Source organism: Stutzerimonas sp. FeSN7, assembly GCF_030263795.1.
GTDB lineage: Bacteria > Pseudomonadota > Gammaproteobacteria > Pseudomonadales > Pseudomonadaceae > Stutzerimonas > Stutzerimonas stutzeri.
Map to the genome: position 1 here is coordinate 643,718 of NZ_JARPMN010000001.1, position 18,301 is coordinate 662,018.

16 protein-coding genes and 2 pseudogenes are annotated in these 18,301 nt (G+C 57.1%); 8 read left to right on the plus strand and 10 right to left on the minus strand.

Features of this window, described 5'->3' with window-relative positions; all coding sequences use genetic code 11:
* Window positions 1–9: 9 nt before the first annotated feature.
* The 4 genes from P5703_RS02915 to P5703_RS02930 form a co-directional block, all read right to left on the minus strand.
* Window positions 10–573: a DMT family transporter gene (locus P5703_RS02915; RefSeq protein ID WP_285585484.1), complete on the minus strand. Its 564-nt coding sequence runs from the start codon at window positions 571–573 to the stop codon at window positions 10–12.
* Window positions 574–859: 286 nt separating this feature from the next.
* Window positions 860–1,480: a tyrosine-type recombinase/integrase gene (locus P5703_RS02920; protein ID WP_003152807.1), complete on the minus strand. Its 621-nt coding sequence runs from the start codon at window positions 1,478–1,480 to the stop codon at window positions 860–862.
* Between the two features lie 571 nt (window positions 1,481–2,051).
* Window positions 2,052–3,929 (minus strand): pyruvate kinase, encoded by a 1,878-nt coding sequence (locus P5703_RS02925; RefSeq protein ID WP_011914445.1) that lies wholly within the window; start codon window positions 3,927–3,929, stop codon window positions 2,052–2,054.
* Between the two features lie 293 nt (window positions 3,930–4,222).
* Window positions 4,223–4,645, minus strand: a complete 423-nt coding sequence (locus P5703_RS02930; protein ID WP_020307702.1) for a phosphatidylglycerophosphatase A family protein — start codon at window positions 4,643–4,645, stop codon at window positions 4,223–4,225.
* Between the two features lie 200 nt (window positions 4,646–4,845).
* Here P5703_RS02930 and P5703_RS02935 point away from each other — a divergent pair, with 200 nt between their 5' ends.
* Window positions 4,846–6,567, plus strand: coding sequence for a potassium/proton antiporter (locus tag P5703_RS02935; protein WP_020307703.1), 1,722 nt, complete (start codon window positions 4,846–4,848; stop codon window positions 6,565–6,567).
* Here the strand turns inward: P5703_RS02935 and P5703_RS02940 are convergent.
* Window positions 6,459–7,013 (minus strand): annotated as a pseudogene (locus tag P5703_RS02940) (IS3 family transposase); the annotation flags it as partial. The gene P5703_RS02935 and the pseudogene P5703_RS02940 sit on opposite strands and share 109 nt — an antisense overlap.
* An 83-nt stretch (window positions 7,014–7,096) precedes the next feature.
* Between P5703_RS02940 and tnpB the strand changes: the two are divergent.
* Entirely contained in the window at window positions 7,097–7,456 is a 360-nt protein-coding gene (tnpB, locus tag P5703_RS02945) for an IS66 family insertion sequence element accessory protein TnpB (protein WP_023098947.1), read from the plus strand.
* A 34-nt stretch (window positions 7,457–7,490) separates the two neighbouring features.
* On the opposite strand, the gene P5703_RS02950 is transcribed toward tnpB, so the two are convergent.
* Window positions 7,491–8,519 carry an IS30 family transposase gene (locus P5703_RS02950; protein ID WP_019818564.1) on the minus strand — a complete coding sequence of 343 codons (1,029 nt, stop codon included), beginning with the start codon at window positions 8,517–8,519 and terminating at the stop codon, window positions 7,491–7,493.
* Between the two features lie 72 nt (window positions 8,520–8,591).
* Here P5703_RS02950 and tnpC point away from each other — a divergent pair, with 72 nt between their 5' ends.
* On the plus strand, window positions 8,592–10,145 hold the full coding sequence (gene tnpC / locus P5703_RS02955) for an IS66 family transposase (protein WP_285585493.1): 1,554 nt from the start codon (window positions 8,592–8,594) through the stop codon (window positions 10,143–10,145).
* Between the two features lie 42 nt (window positions 10,146–10,187).
* Here tnpC and P5703_RS02960 read toward each other — a convergent pair.
* A pseudogene (locus P5703_RS02960) lies at window positions 10,188–10,807 on the minus strand (IS3 family transposase); the annotation flags it as partial.
* A 453-nt stretch (window positions 10,808–11,260) separates the two neighbouring features.
* On the opposite strand from P5703_RS02960, the gene P5703_RS02965 reads away from it, so the two are divergent.
* Window positions 11,261–11,560: a hypothetical protein gene (locus P5703_RS02965; protein WP_085987739.1), complete on the plus strand. Its 300-nt coding sequence runs from the start codon at window positions 11,261–11,263 to the stop codon at window positions 11,558–11,560.
* Window positions 11,561–11,779: 219 nt separating this feature from the next.
* Here P5703_RS02965 and P5703_RS02970 read toward each other — a convergent pair whose 3' ends face one another.
* The 3 genes from P5703_RS02970 to P5703_RS02980 all read right to left on the minus strand — a co-directional run bounded on the left by P5703_RS02970 (window position 11,780) and on the right by P5703_RS02980 (window position 14,348).
* Entirely contained in the window at window positions 11,780–12,109 is a 330-nt protein-coding gene (locus tag P5703_RS02970; protein ID WP_285585495.1) for a four-helix bundle copper-binding protein, read from the minus strand.
* A gap of 185 nt (window positions 12,110–12,294) precedes the next feature.
* Entirely contained in the window at window positions 12,295–13,674 is a 1,380-nt protein-coding gene (locus tag P5703_RS02975; RefSeq protein ID WP_031323825.1) for a heavy metal sensor histidine kinase, read from the minus strand.
* On the minus strand, window positions 13,671–14,348 hold the full coding sequence (locus P5703_RS02980) for a heavy metal response regulator transcription factor (protein ID WP_003292145.1): 678 nt from the start codon (window positions 14,346–14,348) through the stop codon (window positions 13,671–13,673). Before P5703_RS02980 ends, P5703_RS02975 begins: the two co-directional genes overlap by 4 nt.
* Before the next feature lie 585 nt (window positions 14,349–14,933).
* Between P5703_RS02980 and P5703_RS02985 the strand changes: the two genes are divergently transcribed.
* The 4 genes from P5703_RS02985 to P5703_RS03000 all read left to right on the plus strand — a co-directional run bounded on the left by P5703_RS02985 (window position 14,934) and on the right by P5703_RS03000 (window position 18,277).
* Window positions 14,934–15,104, plus strand: a complete 171-nt coding sequence (locus P5703_RS02985) for a DUF2933 domain-containing protein (protein WP_080505060.1) — start codon at window positions 14,934–14,936, stop codon at window positions 15,102–15,104.
* Between the two features lie 5 nt (window positions 15,105–15,109).
* Window positions 15,110–17,464 carry a heavy metal translocating P-type ATPase gene (locus P5703_RS02990; RefSeq protein WP_279947431.1) on the plus strand — a complete coding sequence of 785 codons (2,355 nt, stop codon included), beginning with the start codon at window positions 15,110–15,112 and terminating at the stop codon, window positions 17,462–17,464.
* 73 nt (window positions 17,465–17,537) lie between these two features.
* The gene (locus P5703_RS02995) at window positions 17,538–17,810 is read left to right on the plus strand and encodes a heavy-metal-associated domain-containing protein (protein WP_003292143.1); all 273 of its coding nucleotides are present in this window, start codon (window positions 17,538–17,540) and stop codon (window positions 17,808–17,810) included.
* 26 nt (window positions 17,811–17,836) lie between these two features.
* Complete coding sequence (locus P5703_RS03000) at window positions 17,837–18,277, plus strand: DUF411 domain-containing protein (protein WP_014597615.1); 441 nt, start codon at window positions 17,837–17,839, stop codon at window positions 18,275–18,277.
* Window positions 18,278–18,301: the final 24 nt, after the last annotated feature.

An 18,301-nucleotide genomic window follows, 5' to 3' on the forward strand; every position in this document is an offset into this window, starting at 1 on the left:
CTCATCTTCTCAAGAGTTGAGGCCTCCACGAAACCCGGGGTGATTCATAAGCATCGAGTCGTACTTATGCGAGAAGAAGCCAACCGTGAGCACATATGCGGCAAAAAAGACTGCACAGCACATGATCCAGATGTCACCTGGATTCAGAGTAAGCCCGGCCCTCGTAACGATCAGATAGAGCCCTGTCAGCGCGACGGCGCAGCAGAGCCAGATTCGAGGCTCGACGCGCTTCCGAAAGAGAGCCCACTTGAAGACCGGGATGAGCAATACATCCAGGCCAGTGATGAAGGCGGTGTTGGTGATGCTGGTGTGCTGAAGCCCGACAGTCTGGAAAATGTTACCCAAACACAAGGGTAGACCTATGGCCACGCCGGCCAGGAGCGTTTTTTTGTTGATCAGTTTCAGCCGTCTGAAAAAGATCACGCAAAGCACTAGCGTAGCGAGTGCGAACTTGTACCCCAGGAATACGAAGGGTGGCCCGTCCGCAACACCCACTTTGGTGAAGGCAAACGAAATCCCCCAGAACGCGGTTCCGAGGATTAACAGGCATAGATATGTCTGACGAACAGGCATGCGAAAACCATCCATTCAAATTGGAGTGGTTAGAGCATGCGGAGAGGCCGCAAGAAAGCCCGAGTTTGCCTTCAATCTCTTCTCTAACGTTAAGGCAAGTCGGTAAAGCGCTTTCATCTGCCGCTATTAATCAATCTGGGGCAGCAGGCTGTCAACAGGTGCTACAAACCAGTCTGCAGCAAGCTGCCATCGACAGATGGCTACAACATGGCACCCGATGCACTGTCGCCAGCTTCCGCTTCTGGCCGGTTAGCGACGGCCTGACTTCGACCGTCGCTATACATGGTCAAACCTCGGTCTGCTCTGCCATTTCCAAGGCGTCGTCGACCTCAATCCCAAGATATCGAACGGTGCTCTCCAGCTTCGTATGGCCAAGCAGAAGTTGAACGGCCCGCAAGTTCTTTGTCCTGCGATAGATCAGTGATGCCTTTGTACGTCTCATTGTGTGAGTGCCATACATGGCCGGATCAAGGCCAATGGCTTGCACCCAGCCTTTGACGATACGAGCGTATTGACGAGTGGATAGATGGTCTGAGGTGTGCAGCCTGCTCGGGAAAAGGCAGTCCTGGCTACGGAGCTGGGCTTGGTGTATCCAGGCCGCGAGAGCAGACCGTGTTTGCTCAGTAATTTCGAACTGCACTGGTCGCTTCGTTTTCTGCTGCATAACCATTGCTCGTGATGACACATGCTCGCCATGAGCAACGTCGCATACACGGAGCTTGGTTAAGTCGCAGGCTCGAAGCTTGCTGTCGATGGCCAGATCGAACAAAGCCAGATCCCGGGTTCGTTCTGCAAGCTGAAGCCTTACTCGGATGGCCCAGATATCTCTCAGCCGGAGCGGGGTTTTCTGTCCGACCAACTTTCCTTTGTTCCAGGGCCGGCGGGTGCAGGTAGCAGTGATGTTCATGGCAAGTCCTCCACATGTGGGAGGACAAGCATGGCTAGCCTGAGAAGTGGTCGCTAACCGGCCAGAACCGGACATTCAACAAGGTTTTACTTTGAGATTTGGGGGCGCCTACAAAGCAGGGGGGCGACAACCAGCGAGTGTCGCGATGCGCTGTGGTTTAGTGCGTCAAAGATAAGTGTCTCCTGGGTCGCGACGGGGCCCGCACGCTCGAAGCGAAGCAAGCCAGCGTCAATCGGCTCGCCCGGCTGGTGCTCCTTCCACAGCCACGCTCATACCTCTCAGTCGGCTACCCTCGAACGCCGCTCTTCCAACTTTTGCTCGATGCGTCTCCACGCTCTGCGAAGTCCAAAACGCAGGTGGGAGAACCGGGTCCGGTCGCGCATGCGGCGTAACCAAAAAGCCGGACGAGCCCGCAGGTTGCTGTCGAGTATCGGCGAGCCAAGTGCTGTCAAATCCCGTCCATATGGGTGGGATGGGGCCTGCAGATACGAGTGGCAGACGGGTGATAACTCGAAGAAAAGCACTGCTGAACACCATTGCCAGTGACCGCGACACCTTCCTTCAGCAGCCTTCAGCTTAGCGCCCCGGTTGCATCCTGCCGCCCAGCCACTTGCAACGAGCGAAGTAAGTCCCGTTTCTTCGCGCGATGCTCCCGCATGCGGCGCAGCACGTCATTGAGGGTTGTCACCGCCTTAAGAATGTATGGCCCCTTGTTGAGCATTACGCACTCAGCACGAACGCTCATGGCTGCATCGGTAATTTCTGAGCGCGCCGGCGCTCCCTTCTTAGCCAGGCTTTCAAGAACCTGGGTTGCCCATATCACTGGTACATGGGCTGCCTCACACAGGCACAGCATCTCTTCCTGAATTTCGGCCAAACGTTCGAAACCGGTCTCTACGGCCAGGTCGCCCCGGGCGATCATGACGCCAAATCGTGGCAATCGCATGCCGGCGAGCAGCATCTTGGGCAGGTTTTCGAATCCGGCACGGGTCTCGATTTTCAACACTACTCCAAGGTGCGTCGCGTCCAGTCGTTCCAAATGATCAATCAATTCAATCACGTCTTCGGCGCTGTTTGCGAACGACATCTGAACGATATCGGCGTGTTTCGCCGCAAACGCCAGTGTTTCAATATCGTCCTCGGTCGGTGCTCGGACTGGGAGGGCGTTGTCTGGGAAGTTGATGCCCTTGTCACTTGCCAGCTTGGCGCGGCCGCTTGCATGTGCGATTTGGGTAATGCGCAAGATCAGCGCATCGGCAGACGCTTTCTCCACCCGCGCCCCAATTTTGCCATCGTCGAACCAAACAGGGTCGCCCGCTGCGACCGCCGCCAATACGTGCGGTAGTGTGCAGCCTATCCTTGCGGTCTCGGCATTGTCGTTGCTCGGTGGATCGATAGGTTGGTCGTCAGCGGTCAGCGCCAACAGGTCGCCAACCCGCAGGGTCAAATGCTGCTCGCGCGGCGGCAAGCCAGTAACGCGCATTCGTCCCAGTGTCTTGCCTGCCCGACGCTGTTTGATCTGCCTGCCGTCTGTGAAGTAGGCCGTTTTCTTCAGCTCCGCCAGGCACCCCTCCTCATCAGACGCGATGACCTTCATCTTTCGTTTCGAGCCGCGCGCATCGCGTAACCTAAGCGTATCGCCAGCACGGACTGCCAGCGCTTTATCGCTTGTAACCATCAAGCATGGGTCGGTATCGGACTCGTTTATGGCTGCCGTCGCCCAGGTAATACGAACGTGGGCGGGGCTGATGACTTGCCCATAGCAATCACGCGTGGGCCGTACCTTTTTTACACCTGGCGCCGTTGCGATAGGGCCTGTGCGTAACTTGGGCCCAGCGAGATCGAGCGCTACCTTGCATTCGCGCCCAAGCGCTTTCTCCGCTGCACGAACATGCTCGATCATCGCACGCCAGCTGTCTGGGTCATCGTGTGCGCAGTTGATGCGCGCGCAATCCATGCCTTCCTTGATCAACGCTTCGATGAGGTCGCGGTTGTGCGCCGCTTCAGAGGGGAGGGTGACCATGATTCGAATCGAGCGCGTGCCACGGGCCTTTCCAAACAGCGCGTCGGCGTGAGCCGCCAATAGACGCTCACCCTCGTGGAGACCACGCTCAGGGGCCTTGGGCTCTTGGGTATTCGGCTCTTCGAGCCGCTGCAACACGCCCATCACCGATGTCACAGCTGCGAGTATTGCCGCCTCGGCGCGGCCCAAGGACGACAAACCGATCTCGGCAAGCTGCGCTTGTAACTCGCGCAGGTCATGGCGACGAAGACATAGGTACTGCAGCAGGTTCTCGGCGCTTTGCCTGTAGCACTCATGAACCTGGATATTTTTCAGCGATGCCAGGCAGGCGTCGCTCGTCATCTCGTTACGTAGCCGTTCGAGTTGCACGCGTAATGGATTGAAATGCAAGGCCGCAGAGGGCGGGGTCAGTGCCTTTTTCGACATCGAAATCTCCAGAGAGCCTGCGGCCCGACCGGCCGCTACCGGTATACACTGACCTGATGCAGGTTGGACCTGTTTCATGACAGCCGACCAGTGGGTCGTCCTAGAAAGCAGCACACGAGGTGTCGACCTGTAGCCGAGAGCATCTTGGCCTATGCAACGTTTCAGACAGCAGCGGAGTGACTGGGCCTAGAATCACTGTCGGTAGGGGTGACTTTGAGCTGGAGCTACGGGCGTCTCCAAACTGCTTGTGTCCCACGCAGAACGAGCCAAGCCAATAGCGCGGCCAGCACGTCTTAAAAAACGATACCCAAGCCACCACCAATGGTTTCGACGAAATCAATGGGGGGCGGTTTGGTGATATCGAAAAGCCTATACAGTGCGAATCCCGCACCTAGTAGCCACCATCGATGGGTTGTGGCCACTCCCAAAAAAACCAGTGGAAAGGCGAAGTACTCGTCGGCAACGATCTGCGCGGCATCACCGCCTCCAAGCCAACGCGAGGCCCAGTGACACAGCGGAACGCCGACCGCCAGCAGCGCGGTGATGACCAGCAGTTGCCTTGTCAGCGCCTGCCCCCAGAGCCACCACGCCAGTGGTATCCCCAGCAGTGATCCGAAGGTTCCAGGCACCCAGGGTAAAGACCCCAGCCCGAAACCAGTGGCAATCAATAAAACGACTTGCTCAAAGATCAATTGTCGAACCTCTAGGGTGACCATTTGGCATTGCGCGAGAAAGGCCTCGCAACATCTGGCATGAAATCGATTCGACCGCTAGGTATCGAACATCGCTCAAAATGAGCGCTTTTTACTCCTGAGCTACAACTGACCTGATCCGGCGGTGTGGTCGGCTCGCCGGCTTATCACGACGTTGCGTCTGCTCGCGAGAAATGCGGTGCATAGATAATTAAGGACCTTCGGTGTTTGCAATTGACAAGCTATTGCTGCTGGCAGCAGTACTGATCCTGTTCGGTGTGCTCTCCAGCAAACTGTCGGCCCGTCTGGGGCTGCCGGTGCTCGTGTTGTTCCTGATCACCGGCATGCTTGCAGGTGAGAACGGTATCGGCGGGATCGTTTTTGATAATGCCGTTGCCGCGCATGCCCTCGGCACCCTGGCTTTGGCGCTTATCCTTTTTGACGGCGGCCTGCAAACGCCCGTTTCGTCCATAAGGAAGGTTTGGAAGCCAGCGTCTCTGCTGGCAACAGTTGGGGTACTCGCAACGGCCGCAATCGCGGGGCTCGCAGCTGCCTGGATGCTTGAGCTTCCAGTTCTGGAAGGCATGTTGCTGGGTGCGATCATCGGCTCGACCGATGCTGCAGCCGTATTTTCTCTCTTGCGAAACGCCGGAATTCACATCAATCAGCGGCTCAAGTCGGTGCTGGAGATTGAAAGCGCGTCCAACGACCCCATGGCCATCTTTCTGACGGTGGGCTTGTTGGAGGTGCTGGTTAACAGCATGCCGCTTGGCTGGGGTCTGCTTCAGATGTTTTTGATGCAGATGGGGATAGGTGCGCTGGTCGGGCTTGGTGTCGGATGGTCGATACTCAGGTTGCTGAGCAGGATAAAACTGGTCGCGACCGGCTTGTATCCGGTGCTTGTTGCGGCCGGCGGATTGCTCGCCTATGGAGTATCCGCGAATCTGGGCGGCAGCGGATTTCTGGCGATCTTCGTCGCTGGCGTGATGATCGGAAACCAGAAATTCGTTTTCCAGCGCAGCACCTTCCTGTTCATGGATGGCCTGGCATGGCTTAGCCAGATCACCATGTTCGTAGTCCTCGGCCTGCTCGTCGATCCGGTTTCGCTGCTCGATGTGTGGGTCGAGGGGTTGGTGATTGCACTGGTCCTGGTGTTGCTGGCCAGGCCGCTGGCCGTCGCACCAATGCTTGCGCTTTTTGGCTTCAATCTCAGGGAGACGGCACTCGTTTCCTGGGTAGGCCTACGTGGTTCGGTGCCGATCATCCTGGCAATCTTCCCGTTGCTTTTCGGACTGCCTAATGCGCCCCTGATCTTCAATGTTGTGTTCTTCGTAGTTCTGCTATCGGCGACGGTGCAGGGCTCTACGCTCCCGCTCGTCGCGCGCAAGCTGGGGCTGACGGAGAAGCCACCAGCGACGCCCGCCGCGACTCTCGAAATCTCGTCACTGCACGATGTCGACGCGGAAATCGTCGAATACACGCTCGGTAACGATGCGAGAGCCGCCGGCCGTTTGCTCTCGCAGATGGCGTTGCCCGAAGGCGTAGTCGTGGCGATGATCACGCGAGGGTCGGCCGTCATACCGCCTCGAGGGTCGACCAGGCTTGAAGCCGGTGATCATCTGTTTGTCGTCCTCAAGCCAAACAATCAGCCTTTCGTTGACTGCGTTTTTTCCCAGGCGGTAGAAGCGTCAAGAACCGATCTGCCAAACCTTGAACTCCGGCTCAAGGGCAGCACCAAGGTTGAAGATGTGTGGAATTCCTACGGTATCGACCTGGCAGCGGAAAAGGGGCAACCCCTGGATCAGTTGATAAAGGAGGCACTCGATGGCAGCGCTCGTCAGGGGGACGAATTGATGGCCGGATCAGTGCGGCTAATCGTTCGCGAGCAACTGCAAGGGCGCATCACGACGGTTGGAATCGAGGCGGTGCGGCGCTTGGGGTTATAGAACATCTCGATGTAATCGAACACATCACTGCGGGCTTCTTCGCGAGTGCCGTAGGTTTTCCGTCGGATGCGCTCCTGCTTCAGCAACTGGAAAAAGCTTTCCGCGACCGCGTTGTCGTGACAGTTACCGCGTCGACTCATGCTGCTGATTAGGTTGTCGGCCTTTAGGAAGCTCTGCCAGTCCGAGCTGCTGAACTGGCTGCCCTGGTCGGAGTGGATCATCACCTCCTGCCTGGGCTTGCGCCGCCAGACCGCCATCAACAACGCATCGATGGCCAGGTCGCTGCACATCCGTGGTTTCATCGACCAGCCGATCACCTGGCGCGAAAACAGATCCAGCACCACCGCCAAGTACAACCAGCCCTCATAGGTGCGGATGTAGGTGATGTCGGTGACCCAGACCTTGTTCGGCTCGCTGACCTTGAACTGCCGCTCCAGGCGGTTGGGCGGTAAGCGCTCCATAAACCCCACCTGCCTATAGCCCGCAGATCAGCGGATGCTGAACTCCTGTTTTCTCTGGAGTTCATCCCATGATGCGTCCCGACGCCAAGGTCCAAAAGGTTTATCTGTATCCCAAGCCTGTCGACTTCCGCAAATCCATCAACGGACTGGCTGCGCTGGTCGAGCTGGACATCAAGGTGGAAGTGTTCAACCCGGTGCTGTTCGTGTTCCTCAATCGCACCCGCAGCCAGGTCAAGATTCTCTACTGGGAGCGCAATGGCTTCTGCCTGTGGCTCAAGCGTCTGGAAGCCGAGCGCTTCAAGACCAAACCCGATGGCGGTGACGAGGCCATTGAGCTGACGGTCGACGAACTGAACTGGCTGCTCGACGGCATCGACCTGTGGCGTAACCGCCCGCACCAGATACTGACGCCGCGCTTCGTGACCTGAGCTGGGGCGGTTGCAGAAGCTGAGTGCAACACGGTTATTGATTTGAAGCTGGAGCATGATGCCGCATAGCCATGGCTTCCTGCATCACCTCGCCCATGACTTCGATCGGGCACTTGAAATCGAAGCGTTTACGGGGGCGCATATTCAGCTCCAAGGCGATGGCATTCAATTGCTCTTGACTGTGTACCGACAAGTCAGTCCCCTTGGGCAGGTACTGGCGGATCAGGCCGTTGATGTTTTCGTTGCTACCGCGCTGCCAGGGGCTGTGCGGGTCGCAGAAGTAAATAGCGACCCCTGTCTGCTGGGTGATTTCAGCATGCCGCGCCATCTCCCGGCCCTGGTCGTAGGTCATGCTCTTGCGCATCGCCAGCGGCATGCTGTTGAGCGCTGCACTGAAGCCCTCCATCGCCGAGGTCGCCGTTGCGTCGTTCATCTTCATCAGCATCAGGTAGCCACTGGTGCGCTCCACCAACGTGCCTACCGACGAGGCGTTGGCCTTACCCTTGATCAGGTCGCCCTCCCAATGCCCCGGCATCAGCCGGTCTTCGATCTCTGGCGGGCGAACATGAATGCTGACCATCTCAGGGATCTGGCCGCGCCGATCCACGCCACCAGAGCGCGGCCGGCGCGTCGTCTTGCCTTGGCGCAGGCAGACGATCAGCTCCTTGCGCAACTCGCCGACCGGCAAGGCATAGATCGCGTTATAGATCGTCTCACGACAGACGTAGGCATCTCTGAGGTTGGGTATGGTCATGCTGCGCAGCTTGCCGGCAATCTGCTCGGGAGACAAACGCTTACGCAGCATGTGGGCCACCAGTTCGAAGCGCTCGCTGCCCGGCACAAGCTTGCGCTTGGGGCGACAAACCTGGCGCCGAATGTTCATCTGTTGCTGGGCGCAGCGGGCCGAGTAAGCACCACTACTGCCTCGATTGCGCTTCAGCTCTCGGCTGATGGTCGAGGGCGACCTGTCAATCAGGCGAGCAATGCCGCGCAGGCTGAAGCCTTGAGCTTGACTGAGTTGAATGATGGCGCGCTCTTCGACGCTGAGTTCGGAATAGGACATAGGGGCAGCACCGTACCGGAAAGGTCAGGTGTTGCACTCAGTTTTCGCGGCCGCCTGGTATAATCCACGGCCATGATCGCCGTGCCCGAATCCCTTCCTGACGACCCAATCCTGCTCGAGCATTTACTGCTGCTGGCCAGTGAACAGGCGGCTGCGAAAGATGCTCGCATAGAACAACTTCAAGAACAGGTCGCCCTGCTGCGCCACAAGCTGTTCTCGCCCAAGTCCGAGCGCAGCCCTGAAGATGCCGACTCACCGCAGTTGGCCATGTTCAACGAGGCCGAAGAGCTGATCGAAGCGCTGGCCGCCGAGCCAGCCGAAGCCGAAGCCGAAGAAGTCGTTGCGCCGGTCAAGCGCCGTGGCAAACGCAAGCCGCTGCCGGCCAACCTGCCGCGTGTGGAGGTCATCCATGAGCTGCCCGAGCATGAGCGCACCTGCGTCTGCGGTGCCTGCAAGCAGGTGATCGGCGAGGAGACCAGCGAGCAGCTGGAGATCATCCCGATGCAGGTGCGGGTCATCCGCCACATCCGCAAGACCTATGCCTGCAAGGCCTGCGAAGCTGCGCCGGTCATCGCCGACAAGCCGGCCCAACTGATCGAGAAGAGCCTGGCCAGCCCCAGCGTATTGGCGATGCTGCTGACCACCAAGTACGCCGACGGCATCCCGCTGTACCGCTTCGAGAGGATGCTCAGCCGCCACGGCGTCGACATCCCACGGCAGACGCTGGCGCGTTGGGTGATCCAAAGTGGCGAGCAACTGCAACCGCTGCTCAACCTGATGCGCGACAAACTGTTCGAATACCCCGTGTTGCACTGCGACGAAACGCGTCTGCAGGTGCTGCATGAACCGGGACGCGACCCCTCGGCACAATCCTGGATGTGGGTGCAAAGCGGTGGGCCGCCGGACAAGCCGGTGATCCTTTTCGACTACACAGCCAGCCGTGCGCAGGAGGTGCCGCTACGCCTGCTCGATGGCTACCGCGGCTACCTGATGACCGACGACTACGCCGGCTACAACGCCGTGGCCGTGCAAGAGGGCATCGAGCGGTTGGCCTGCTGGGCGCATGCGCGGCGCAAGTTCGTCGAGGCGCAGAAAGTGCAGCCCAAGGGCAAGACCGGCCGTGCCGACATGGCGCTGAACCTGATCAACAAGCTTTACGGCATCGAGCGCGATCTTAAAGAGGTCGACGACAGCGAACGCCTGGCCGTCCGCCAGCAACGCAGCCAGCCGCTGCTCGACCAACTCAAGGCCTGGCTGGACAAAACCCAGCCGCAGGTCGCTGGGCAGACGGCCTTGGGCAAGGCGGTGAACTACCTGGCCAGCAACTGGAGCAGGCTGGTGCGCTACATCGAAGGTGGGCATCTACCGATCGACAACAACCGCGCCGAGAACGCCATCCGACCGTTCGTCATCGGCCGCAAGAATTGGCTGTTCAGCGACACGCCCAAGGGTGCCACGGCCAGCGCGCAGATCTACAGCCTGATCGAAACCGCGAAAGCCAACGGGCAGGAGCCCTACGCCTGGCTGCGCCACATCCTTGAACACCTGCCTGCGGCACAGAGCGTCGAAGACTACGAAGCGCTGCTGCCGTGGAACTGCTCGCCAGCTTCTGCCTCTGCTTCCTGAAAACAAACCCGTCCGCCAGGACGGGGTTTATGGAGCGCTTACGTTGGGCGAAGCCACCGTCGGCTTACCGCCGTAATAGCCGGGGCGCCGACGATAACCGGTCTGCGAACGCAGCCCCTCCACCCGCATTAGGCGAGCCACGCGGTGCCGGCCACAGGACTCGCCCAGCTCACGCAGGTCGTCGTGGATCTTGCGGTAGCCGTAGACCCCGCCGCTTTCCAGCCAGGCATGCTTGATCAATCCGAGCAGGCGCTGATCTTCCTTCTCGCGTGCGGATTTCGGCTCGGCCAGCCAGGCGTAGTAACCGCTGGGATGTACCTGGAGGGTCTGGCAGAGACGCCGTACCGGGTACTCCACCGACAGCTTGCTGATGACGGCGTACTTCAGCCGGACTCCTTGGCAAAGTACGCGGCGGCCTTTTTTAGGATGTCTCGCTCTTCGGTCACCCGCTTGAGTTCCGCGCGCAAGCGACGCAGCTCGGCCTGTTGATCATCTACCTGCTGCCGCTGTGCTTGGGGCTTGCTGTAGCGCTTTACCCAGGCGTACAGGCTGTGCGCGGACACGCCTAGACGCTCCGCCACATCGGCAACGCGCAAACCGCGCTCGGTGACTTGCTTGACCGCTTCGATCTTGAATTCTTCGGGGTAACGCTGGTTGCTCATGGCACCTCCTGATGGGCCTCATTATGAGGCTTGGAGGTGTCTACGAAACCAGGGGCGATTCAAAACTCAGAAATGAGCGGATGACTTGATCGATTTTGGTCGAATCGCCGCTTCTAAAATTGGCAAGGGCAGAAGTCGGCCGGAAACACAGGGCTACTTCAGACCATCCCTAGAATAAATTGGCTCACGGCATAAATGCTAGTGTTGTCTTGAGATTCTGTTGCGCTTGGGGGAACTACGCCTTGTTCGAGTATCCGCTTCTTGCTGCCGGAATTTGAAGACCACGAGCAGCAGCCATCGAACAAAAATTTCTGCTGTTTTTCAGTGCAAGTGATGAGGTTAAGAGCACATCACACGTAAGCTCCGCTTAGCATTAATGTAATATAAGACTCAGCTTTGTGTAAGGTTGACACCTTTAAACTATCCAACATCAATGACCAAGAGGTGTTAACGATGAAAAAATTTGCGGCAGTTCTTGCTGTTGGCATAGCCGTAAGTTCCTCCTTCGCAATGGCTGAGGTTGATAGAAACTCAACGATGCAGCATGACTATGCTGCAGTCGAGGGTAGACAGGCTTTAAAGGTTCTTCTTGAAAGCGGTGATGTACTAAGTGTGACGCCAATGGGCGAAGATAGTATTCTAGGCTGGCCAAGCTATCGTGCGCAGCCATACGAAATCAAAATTCGTACTCCTGATGGAGTTGTCCACTCAGTGGAGTTCCGTAGCGCGCCAGTTGGCATCAATAACGGTTAATTATTTATAAGGGAATTAATACGATATAAGCCAATTGTATGATCGTTACGATTGGCTTATGACTGATTTTTCAAATGGCATTCTTTTTTTTGCACAAGAGTAACAATAGAAGCCAAGGCGTCATTTCAGTGGGTAGAGCGTAGGTGTCCTGCCACTGAATAAAAGCGCTTTCCTACCAAGTCCATAAGATACCATCTTGGCAGGAAAGCGGCTTGCTGGTTATACAGCCATACGTTCACATTCCTCAGCGCACATCATACAGGCTTTCGCGCACTCTTGGCAGTGATCCATCTGATGCTTGGCACACTCTTCACCGCAGGCTCGGCAAATTTTTGCACACAATGCACAGAACTCTTTAGCCAACTCGCTCTGGCGACTCATGAGTCTGGCTGCCAGAGCACATATGTCAGCACAATCTCTGTCGAGCTCAATGCAACGGGCCATCGTTTGTACGTCGTCTTCAAGTAAACAGGCAGATGCGCATGCTTCGCAAACTAGAGCGCAGTTAGAACAAGCTTGAATGCAGCTATTGAACATTGTTTCAGTCATGACTTCCTCCAAAGTTCGTATTTTAGCGTATAGTCTTGAGCTGGCCTGAGGTGATCCTCTAGCAGCTCATAAATCCGACATATTCAGAGTTCGTCCGTTCCAATGGTTAACATTACAATCGTGTAAGGTCCCTTATGATCGCTATGCGGCTGATTTTAAAATATTTACCTTTATTCGATATTTTATTATTGGCGGGGAAATTCCATGTGAAAGCCCGTCACGCCGTCTAATGAGGTGCACCAGATTCTGCCTTTATGGGCCTCAACAATAGATCTGGTAATAGCCAAGCCGAGGCCAGCGTTGCTTGGACTACCCTCGCGCCGGGCAGGATCGACCCGATAGAAGCGATAAAAGAGCTTGTCCAGGTGCTCGGGCTCGATCGTCCCTCCGGGATTCTCGACGCTGAGGGTTACCGTTCTTTCCGCCTCGTGAATCGTTACAGAAATAGTTTCCCCTACCGGGGTGTAACGCAGCGCGTTGGATAACAAATTGGAGACCGCTCTATCAATCATTAATTTATCTCCCAGCACATTTCCTGCGCCTGAGACTGAGAGACGGATATCGCGTTCGTCAGCCACTAAGTGGTAATACGCAAGCAGTTTAGCAACGACATCAGCTAGTTCGATAGACGCTTGTTCGGGAATAATCAAGCCGTTGTCGGATTTGGCCAAAAAGAGCATGTCGTCAATAATGCGTGACATACGCTTCAACTCCTCTAGATTGGAGTAAAGATTCTCCTCATAAGCATCAATATTCCGCTTTTTGGTCAGCACCACCTCGGTGTGGGTCATGAGGTTGCTAACAGGGGTTCGCAGTTCATGAGCAATGTCCGCCGAGAAATTGGAAAGCCGAACAAAGGCATCTTCCAAGCGATCTAACATCGCATTGAAGGACAGAACCAATTGCTGTAACTCAAGCGGTATCGGTTCAAGCGGCATTCGTTCCTGCAACGACCTTGCTGACATCGATGCGGCGAGATGGGTAACTTGCCTCAGAGGCCTGAGACCGCTTCTAACTACCATCCAGCCAAGCGCAGCACTAATTAGAGCGCTGACGCTTAATCCAACGCCGAACCAACGCTGCAAAGTCTGAAAGAAATGCGCGTGGTTAGTGACATCAAGAATCAACAGTGCTGTAAGTGGTTCGGGCTGGTCTGCTACCGAGATTCGGGCAGTCAATCCTCTATACAGGCGGCCGGCATATTTCCATTCCCACATATTCTGCTGTTCTGCGTCCCTATAGCTTTCCGGGACGTCGACTGTCTTGGGATCAGAAAAGAGCACTCTGCCATCTTCGCTCAAGATGGTCGCCGCTAAATCATGATGGGCACCTAGCAGAGCTCGCAACTGCGGTAGCTCCTCAGCAAGGTTTGCGCTGCTGCGTACGTTATTGAAAATTTTCTTGGTCGATTCGAGCTTCTCCACCAAGGCCTGCCGATCCAACACTTCGAAGTGATGCTGGCTAAGCAAATTGAAGCTCAGCCCAGCTATGGTGAGAACTACAACCACCACAGACATGAACATGACACTCATTCGGGCGGTCAGCGAAAGGTGACGCAGTCTCACTCCGGTGCATCCATCATATAGCCCATGCCACGCACGGTATGGATCAGTTTGTGCTCGAAGTCGTCGTCGACTTTTGCGCGCAGACGGCGTACCGCGACCTCGATAACGTTGGTGTCGCTGTCGAAGTTCATATCCCATACCTGAGATGCAATCAGAGACTTCGGAAGCACCTCGCCGCGTCGGCGCATCAACAATTCCAGCAGTGAAAATTCCTTCGCCGTCAGATCAATTCGCTTCCCAGCACGAACGGCGCGGCGCTTTAGCAGGTCCACTTCGAGATCTGAAATTTTCACGGTGGTTTGGGTGGGGGAGCCGCTGCCCCTGCGAAGCAATGTCCGGACCCTTGCCAGAAGTTCGGAGAACGCGAACGGCTTAATCAGGTAGTCGTCCGCGCCCAGCTCCAGGCCTTTGACGCGGTCTTCCACGCCATCACGTGCGGTCAAGAACAGTACGGGTATTTCGTGCCCTGCTGATCTGACCATGCGTAGCACCTCCCATCCATCTAACCCTGGCATCATCACGTCAAGGATTAAAAGGTCATAAACCTCACTCAGCGCATATTGGAGCGCATCTGTGCCAGTCGTGACCCGGTCGACGGTAAATCCAGCTTCGGTAAGTCCTTGTTGCAGGTAAGAACCAGTTTTGGGTTCGTCTTCAGCGACCAGTAATTTCATGCAGGCAGATTCCGAAAGTTTGTTTCGACTCAGTGTGCAGGTTAACGAGGCCGCCATCTAGAAGCTTACAAAAATGTAACGTACAAATCAGCTCGCTGACAGGCGGAGGTGATAGTGTTTCACATAAGTCGGAATCTATGTTCGAGCAAAATATGAGCAGTGACTCTAAGAATGCTAGCAGCTGGTTTTTCCAGGCCTTCCACATTGCTCCCTTGGCCTAATGGCGCCTCAACGGCGCCTTTTTTTTTTGGTGATCTGATCAGGCGGGCGAGCCTTACAGATAGTAATTTAAGTGTGCGCACCTCTGAACTTGAAGTGAATTAATTCATTCCTCTGCACGGAGTTTCTTTCAATGCTTAGATTGGGCGCGACATCCATCAGTCGGCTATCAAGCAAGGAGGGTCGGCAAGGTGAGGATCCGTTAATCTCCTTAGTTGGCATGCTATATCTATCGGGACGAGCGGCTCATGCTGACGCAACGTACTAAAAATACCAGCACTGGAGGTCACTGCCGTGTATCACCGCCATCTTCATCGGAATAATGAAATATCTTTTTGGAAGACTAGACCCGGCGTAGCGCTCTTAATGCTGGCAATAATCGGTTTTTTCTACTTGGCACGCGAGCATTACGGTCATCTCTTGCAGGGACTGCCATACATAATCTTGCTGCTTTGCCCGTTGCTCCATTTGTTTGGTCACAACCATGGTGGCCATTCCAATCCCACCCGTGTCTCCAAGGACAAAGATAGGAAGTAAATGGCATGCACAATTCTTCCAGCAACCACGACCGGCATCAGGCTAACCATTCGCACGATCAAAACGGTAAACAGTACGACCCGGTGTGTGGAATGGCGGTCAAGCCAGATAGTCCTCATCACGAGACCTTCGAAGGAAAGACTTATCGCTTTTGCAGCGCAAGGTGTCAGGAGAAATTCCAGGCTGCCCCTCAGCGGTTCGCAAGCGGCCGGCCGCATGAGCAGCATCAAGATGTAGCTCAAGCGCCGTCCGGACCTAGCACCGAATACATCTGTCCGATGCATCCGGAGATTCGCCAGGCAGGACCAGGAAGCTGCCCAATCTGCGGTATGGCATTGGAGCCTGTCATTCCGGAACTAGACGAAGAAGAGAACCCGGAGCTTAAGGACTTCTCTCGGCGCTTCTGGTGGACCCTGCCGTTGACGGTGATCGTCACCGTGCTGGCCATGGGTGGGCATTCCCTGAACCTGTTCCACGGCACCACGCAGAACTGGGTCGAGCTCGTACTGACCACTCCGGTAGTGCTTTGGGCTGGCTGGCCATTCTTCGAGCGCTGCGTACGCTCGTTCGTGCTGCGCAGTCCGAACATGTGGACGCTGATCGGCCTCGGCACCGCCGCCGCCTACCTGTACAGCGTCGTTGCCACTCTGGCGCCAGGCGTGTTTCCTGCCGACTTTGTACAAGACGGGCGCATCGGCGTGTACTTCGAGGCGGCGGCGGTGATCATCTCACTGACTCTGCTCGGCCAGCTCCTCGAGCTGAAGGCACGCTCGCAGACCTCGGCGGCGATCAAGTCACTACTCGGCCTGGCGCCGAAGACCGCGCGACGCATCAATCCCGACGGTACAGAGGACGACATTCCGCTCACCCATGTTCATGCGGGCGATAGGCTACGCGTACGCCCTGGAGAGAAGGTGCCAGTCGACGGTCTGGTGCTGGAAGGCGAAAGCGCGGTGGACGAGTCAATGCTGACAGGCGAGCCGGTGCCGATCATGAAGCACGTCGGTGACAGTCTCATCGGTGCCACCCTTAACGCCCACGGCAGTCTGGTGATGCAGGCGCAGAAGGTCGGCAGCTCGACCATGCTTGCGCAGATCGTGCAGATGGTTGCCCAGGCGCAGCGCTCCAAAGCACCGATGCAGCGACTGGCTGATGTTATTGCTGGTTACTTTGTGATGGTGGTGATCGCTATCGCCATACTAACCTTCCTTGTCTGGGGGCTTTGGGGTCCGGAGCCGAGCTGGGTCTTCGGTTTGATCAACGCGGTGGCGGTGCTGATCATTGCCTGCCCGTGCGCCCTGGGCCTGGCCACGCCAATGTCGGTAATGGTCGCAACCGGCAAGGCGGCCGGCAGCGGCGTACTGTTCCGCGATGCGGGCGCCATCGAAAATTTGCGCAAGATTGACACGCTGATCGTCGACAAGACGGGCACCCTGACTGAAGGTCGCCCGGCCTTTCACAGTGTAGAGGCGGCGCCTGGTTTCACTCCGGATGAGGTGCTGCGCCTGGCAGCGAGCCTCGATCAGGGCAGCGAACATCCCCTGGCCCACGCCATCGTCGACCATGCCCGCGCGCACGGCCTGGCACTGAGCACGGCCGAGACATTCGAATCAGCCTCCGGCATCGGCGTACGTGGCCAGGTTGATGACCACCACCTGCAACTGGGCAACACCGCGCTGATGAATGATGCCGGCGTGGATGCCAGCTCCCTCAGTGCGCGGGCCGAACAGTTGCGCGGCGAAGGCGTGAGCATCATGTTCCTGGCGGTGGACGGCGTCCTGGCTGGTCTGCTGGCAGTGGCTGATCCGATCAAACCGACGTCGAAACTGGCGGTAGAGCGCCTGCAGGCAGACGGCGTGCGGGTGATCATGGCCACCGGTGATGGCCTGACTACTGCTCGCGCAGTGGCCCGCGAGCTAGGCATCGAAGAGGTGCACGGCGAGGTCAAACCACAGGACAAGGAACGCTTGGCCGCCGCCCTGCAACAAGAAGGGCACCGCGTGGCCATGGCCGGCGACGGCGTCAACGACGCCCCAGCCCTGGCGCGCGCCGATATCGGCATTGCCATGGGCACCGGCACCGACGTGGCGATGAACAGCGCTCAAGTCACGCTGGTCAAGGGCGACCTGCTGGGCATCTTGCGCGCAAGGAGCCTGTCAGTGGCCACCGTGCGCAATATGCACCAGAACCTGACCTTTGCTTTTCTCTATAACGCTCTGGGCATCCCGCTGGCCGCAGGCCTGCTCTACCCGCTGACCGGCCTGCTGCTGTCGCCGATTATCGCCGCGCTGGCGATGAGCCTGAGTTCGGCCTCAGTGGTGTTTAACGCGTTGAGGCTGCGCAAGGTATCGATCGATTGAAACGCTTGACCTTGCCGCTCTGGCAAGGTTGAACATCTGCTCAACCATTACGGTGACTTCCCAGGAGATTCTCATGAGCACCATTGAACTGAACGTCGAAGGCATGAGCTGCGGCTCGTGCGTCAAGCATGTCACCGAGGCGCTCAACACTGTCGAGGGCGTCACCAAGGTGGATGTCGATTTGCAAGCCGCCAGGGTGCGGGTTAGCGGCCAGAGCGACAGCCAAGTGCTGATTGCTTCCCTGACTGATGCGGGATATCCCGCGCAGCTGGCCAGTCCGGCAGCCGGGACGAACAACATGAAAAAGACGGGTTGCGGTGGCAGCGGTGGCTGCGGCTGCAACTGAAAACGAGAGGCAAACAAGGTTCTTATATGTCTAGAAAACTGCGTATATCAGCCCTTGCGGCGCTGCTGGTAAGTGGGGCGATCCATGCCGCTGAACCCTTGATCATCGATGTACACCGAGACGCCAACTGTGGTTGCTGCAAGGACTGGATCTCCTATCTGGAGGACAACGGCTTTGCGGTCCGCGACCATGTTGAACGCAACATGCGTTCGGTGAAGCAAGACCTAGGAGTGGAGCCGCGTCTGGCGTCCTGTCACACCGGTGTGATCAACGGCAAGTTCGTTGAAGGCCACGTGCCGGTGGCGCAGATACTCGAATTGCGCAAGCGTTCCGACCTGCTAGGTATTGCCGTGCCCGGCATGCCGGCTGGATCGCCCGGTATGGAGCACGGTGATGCCAAACATGCCTACGAGGTAATCGGGCTTACCCGTTCAGGGCAGGATGAGGTCCTCGCCAAGTACCCGTAAATTCAGGCTCCGTGCCGCTGACCG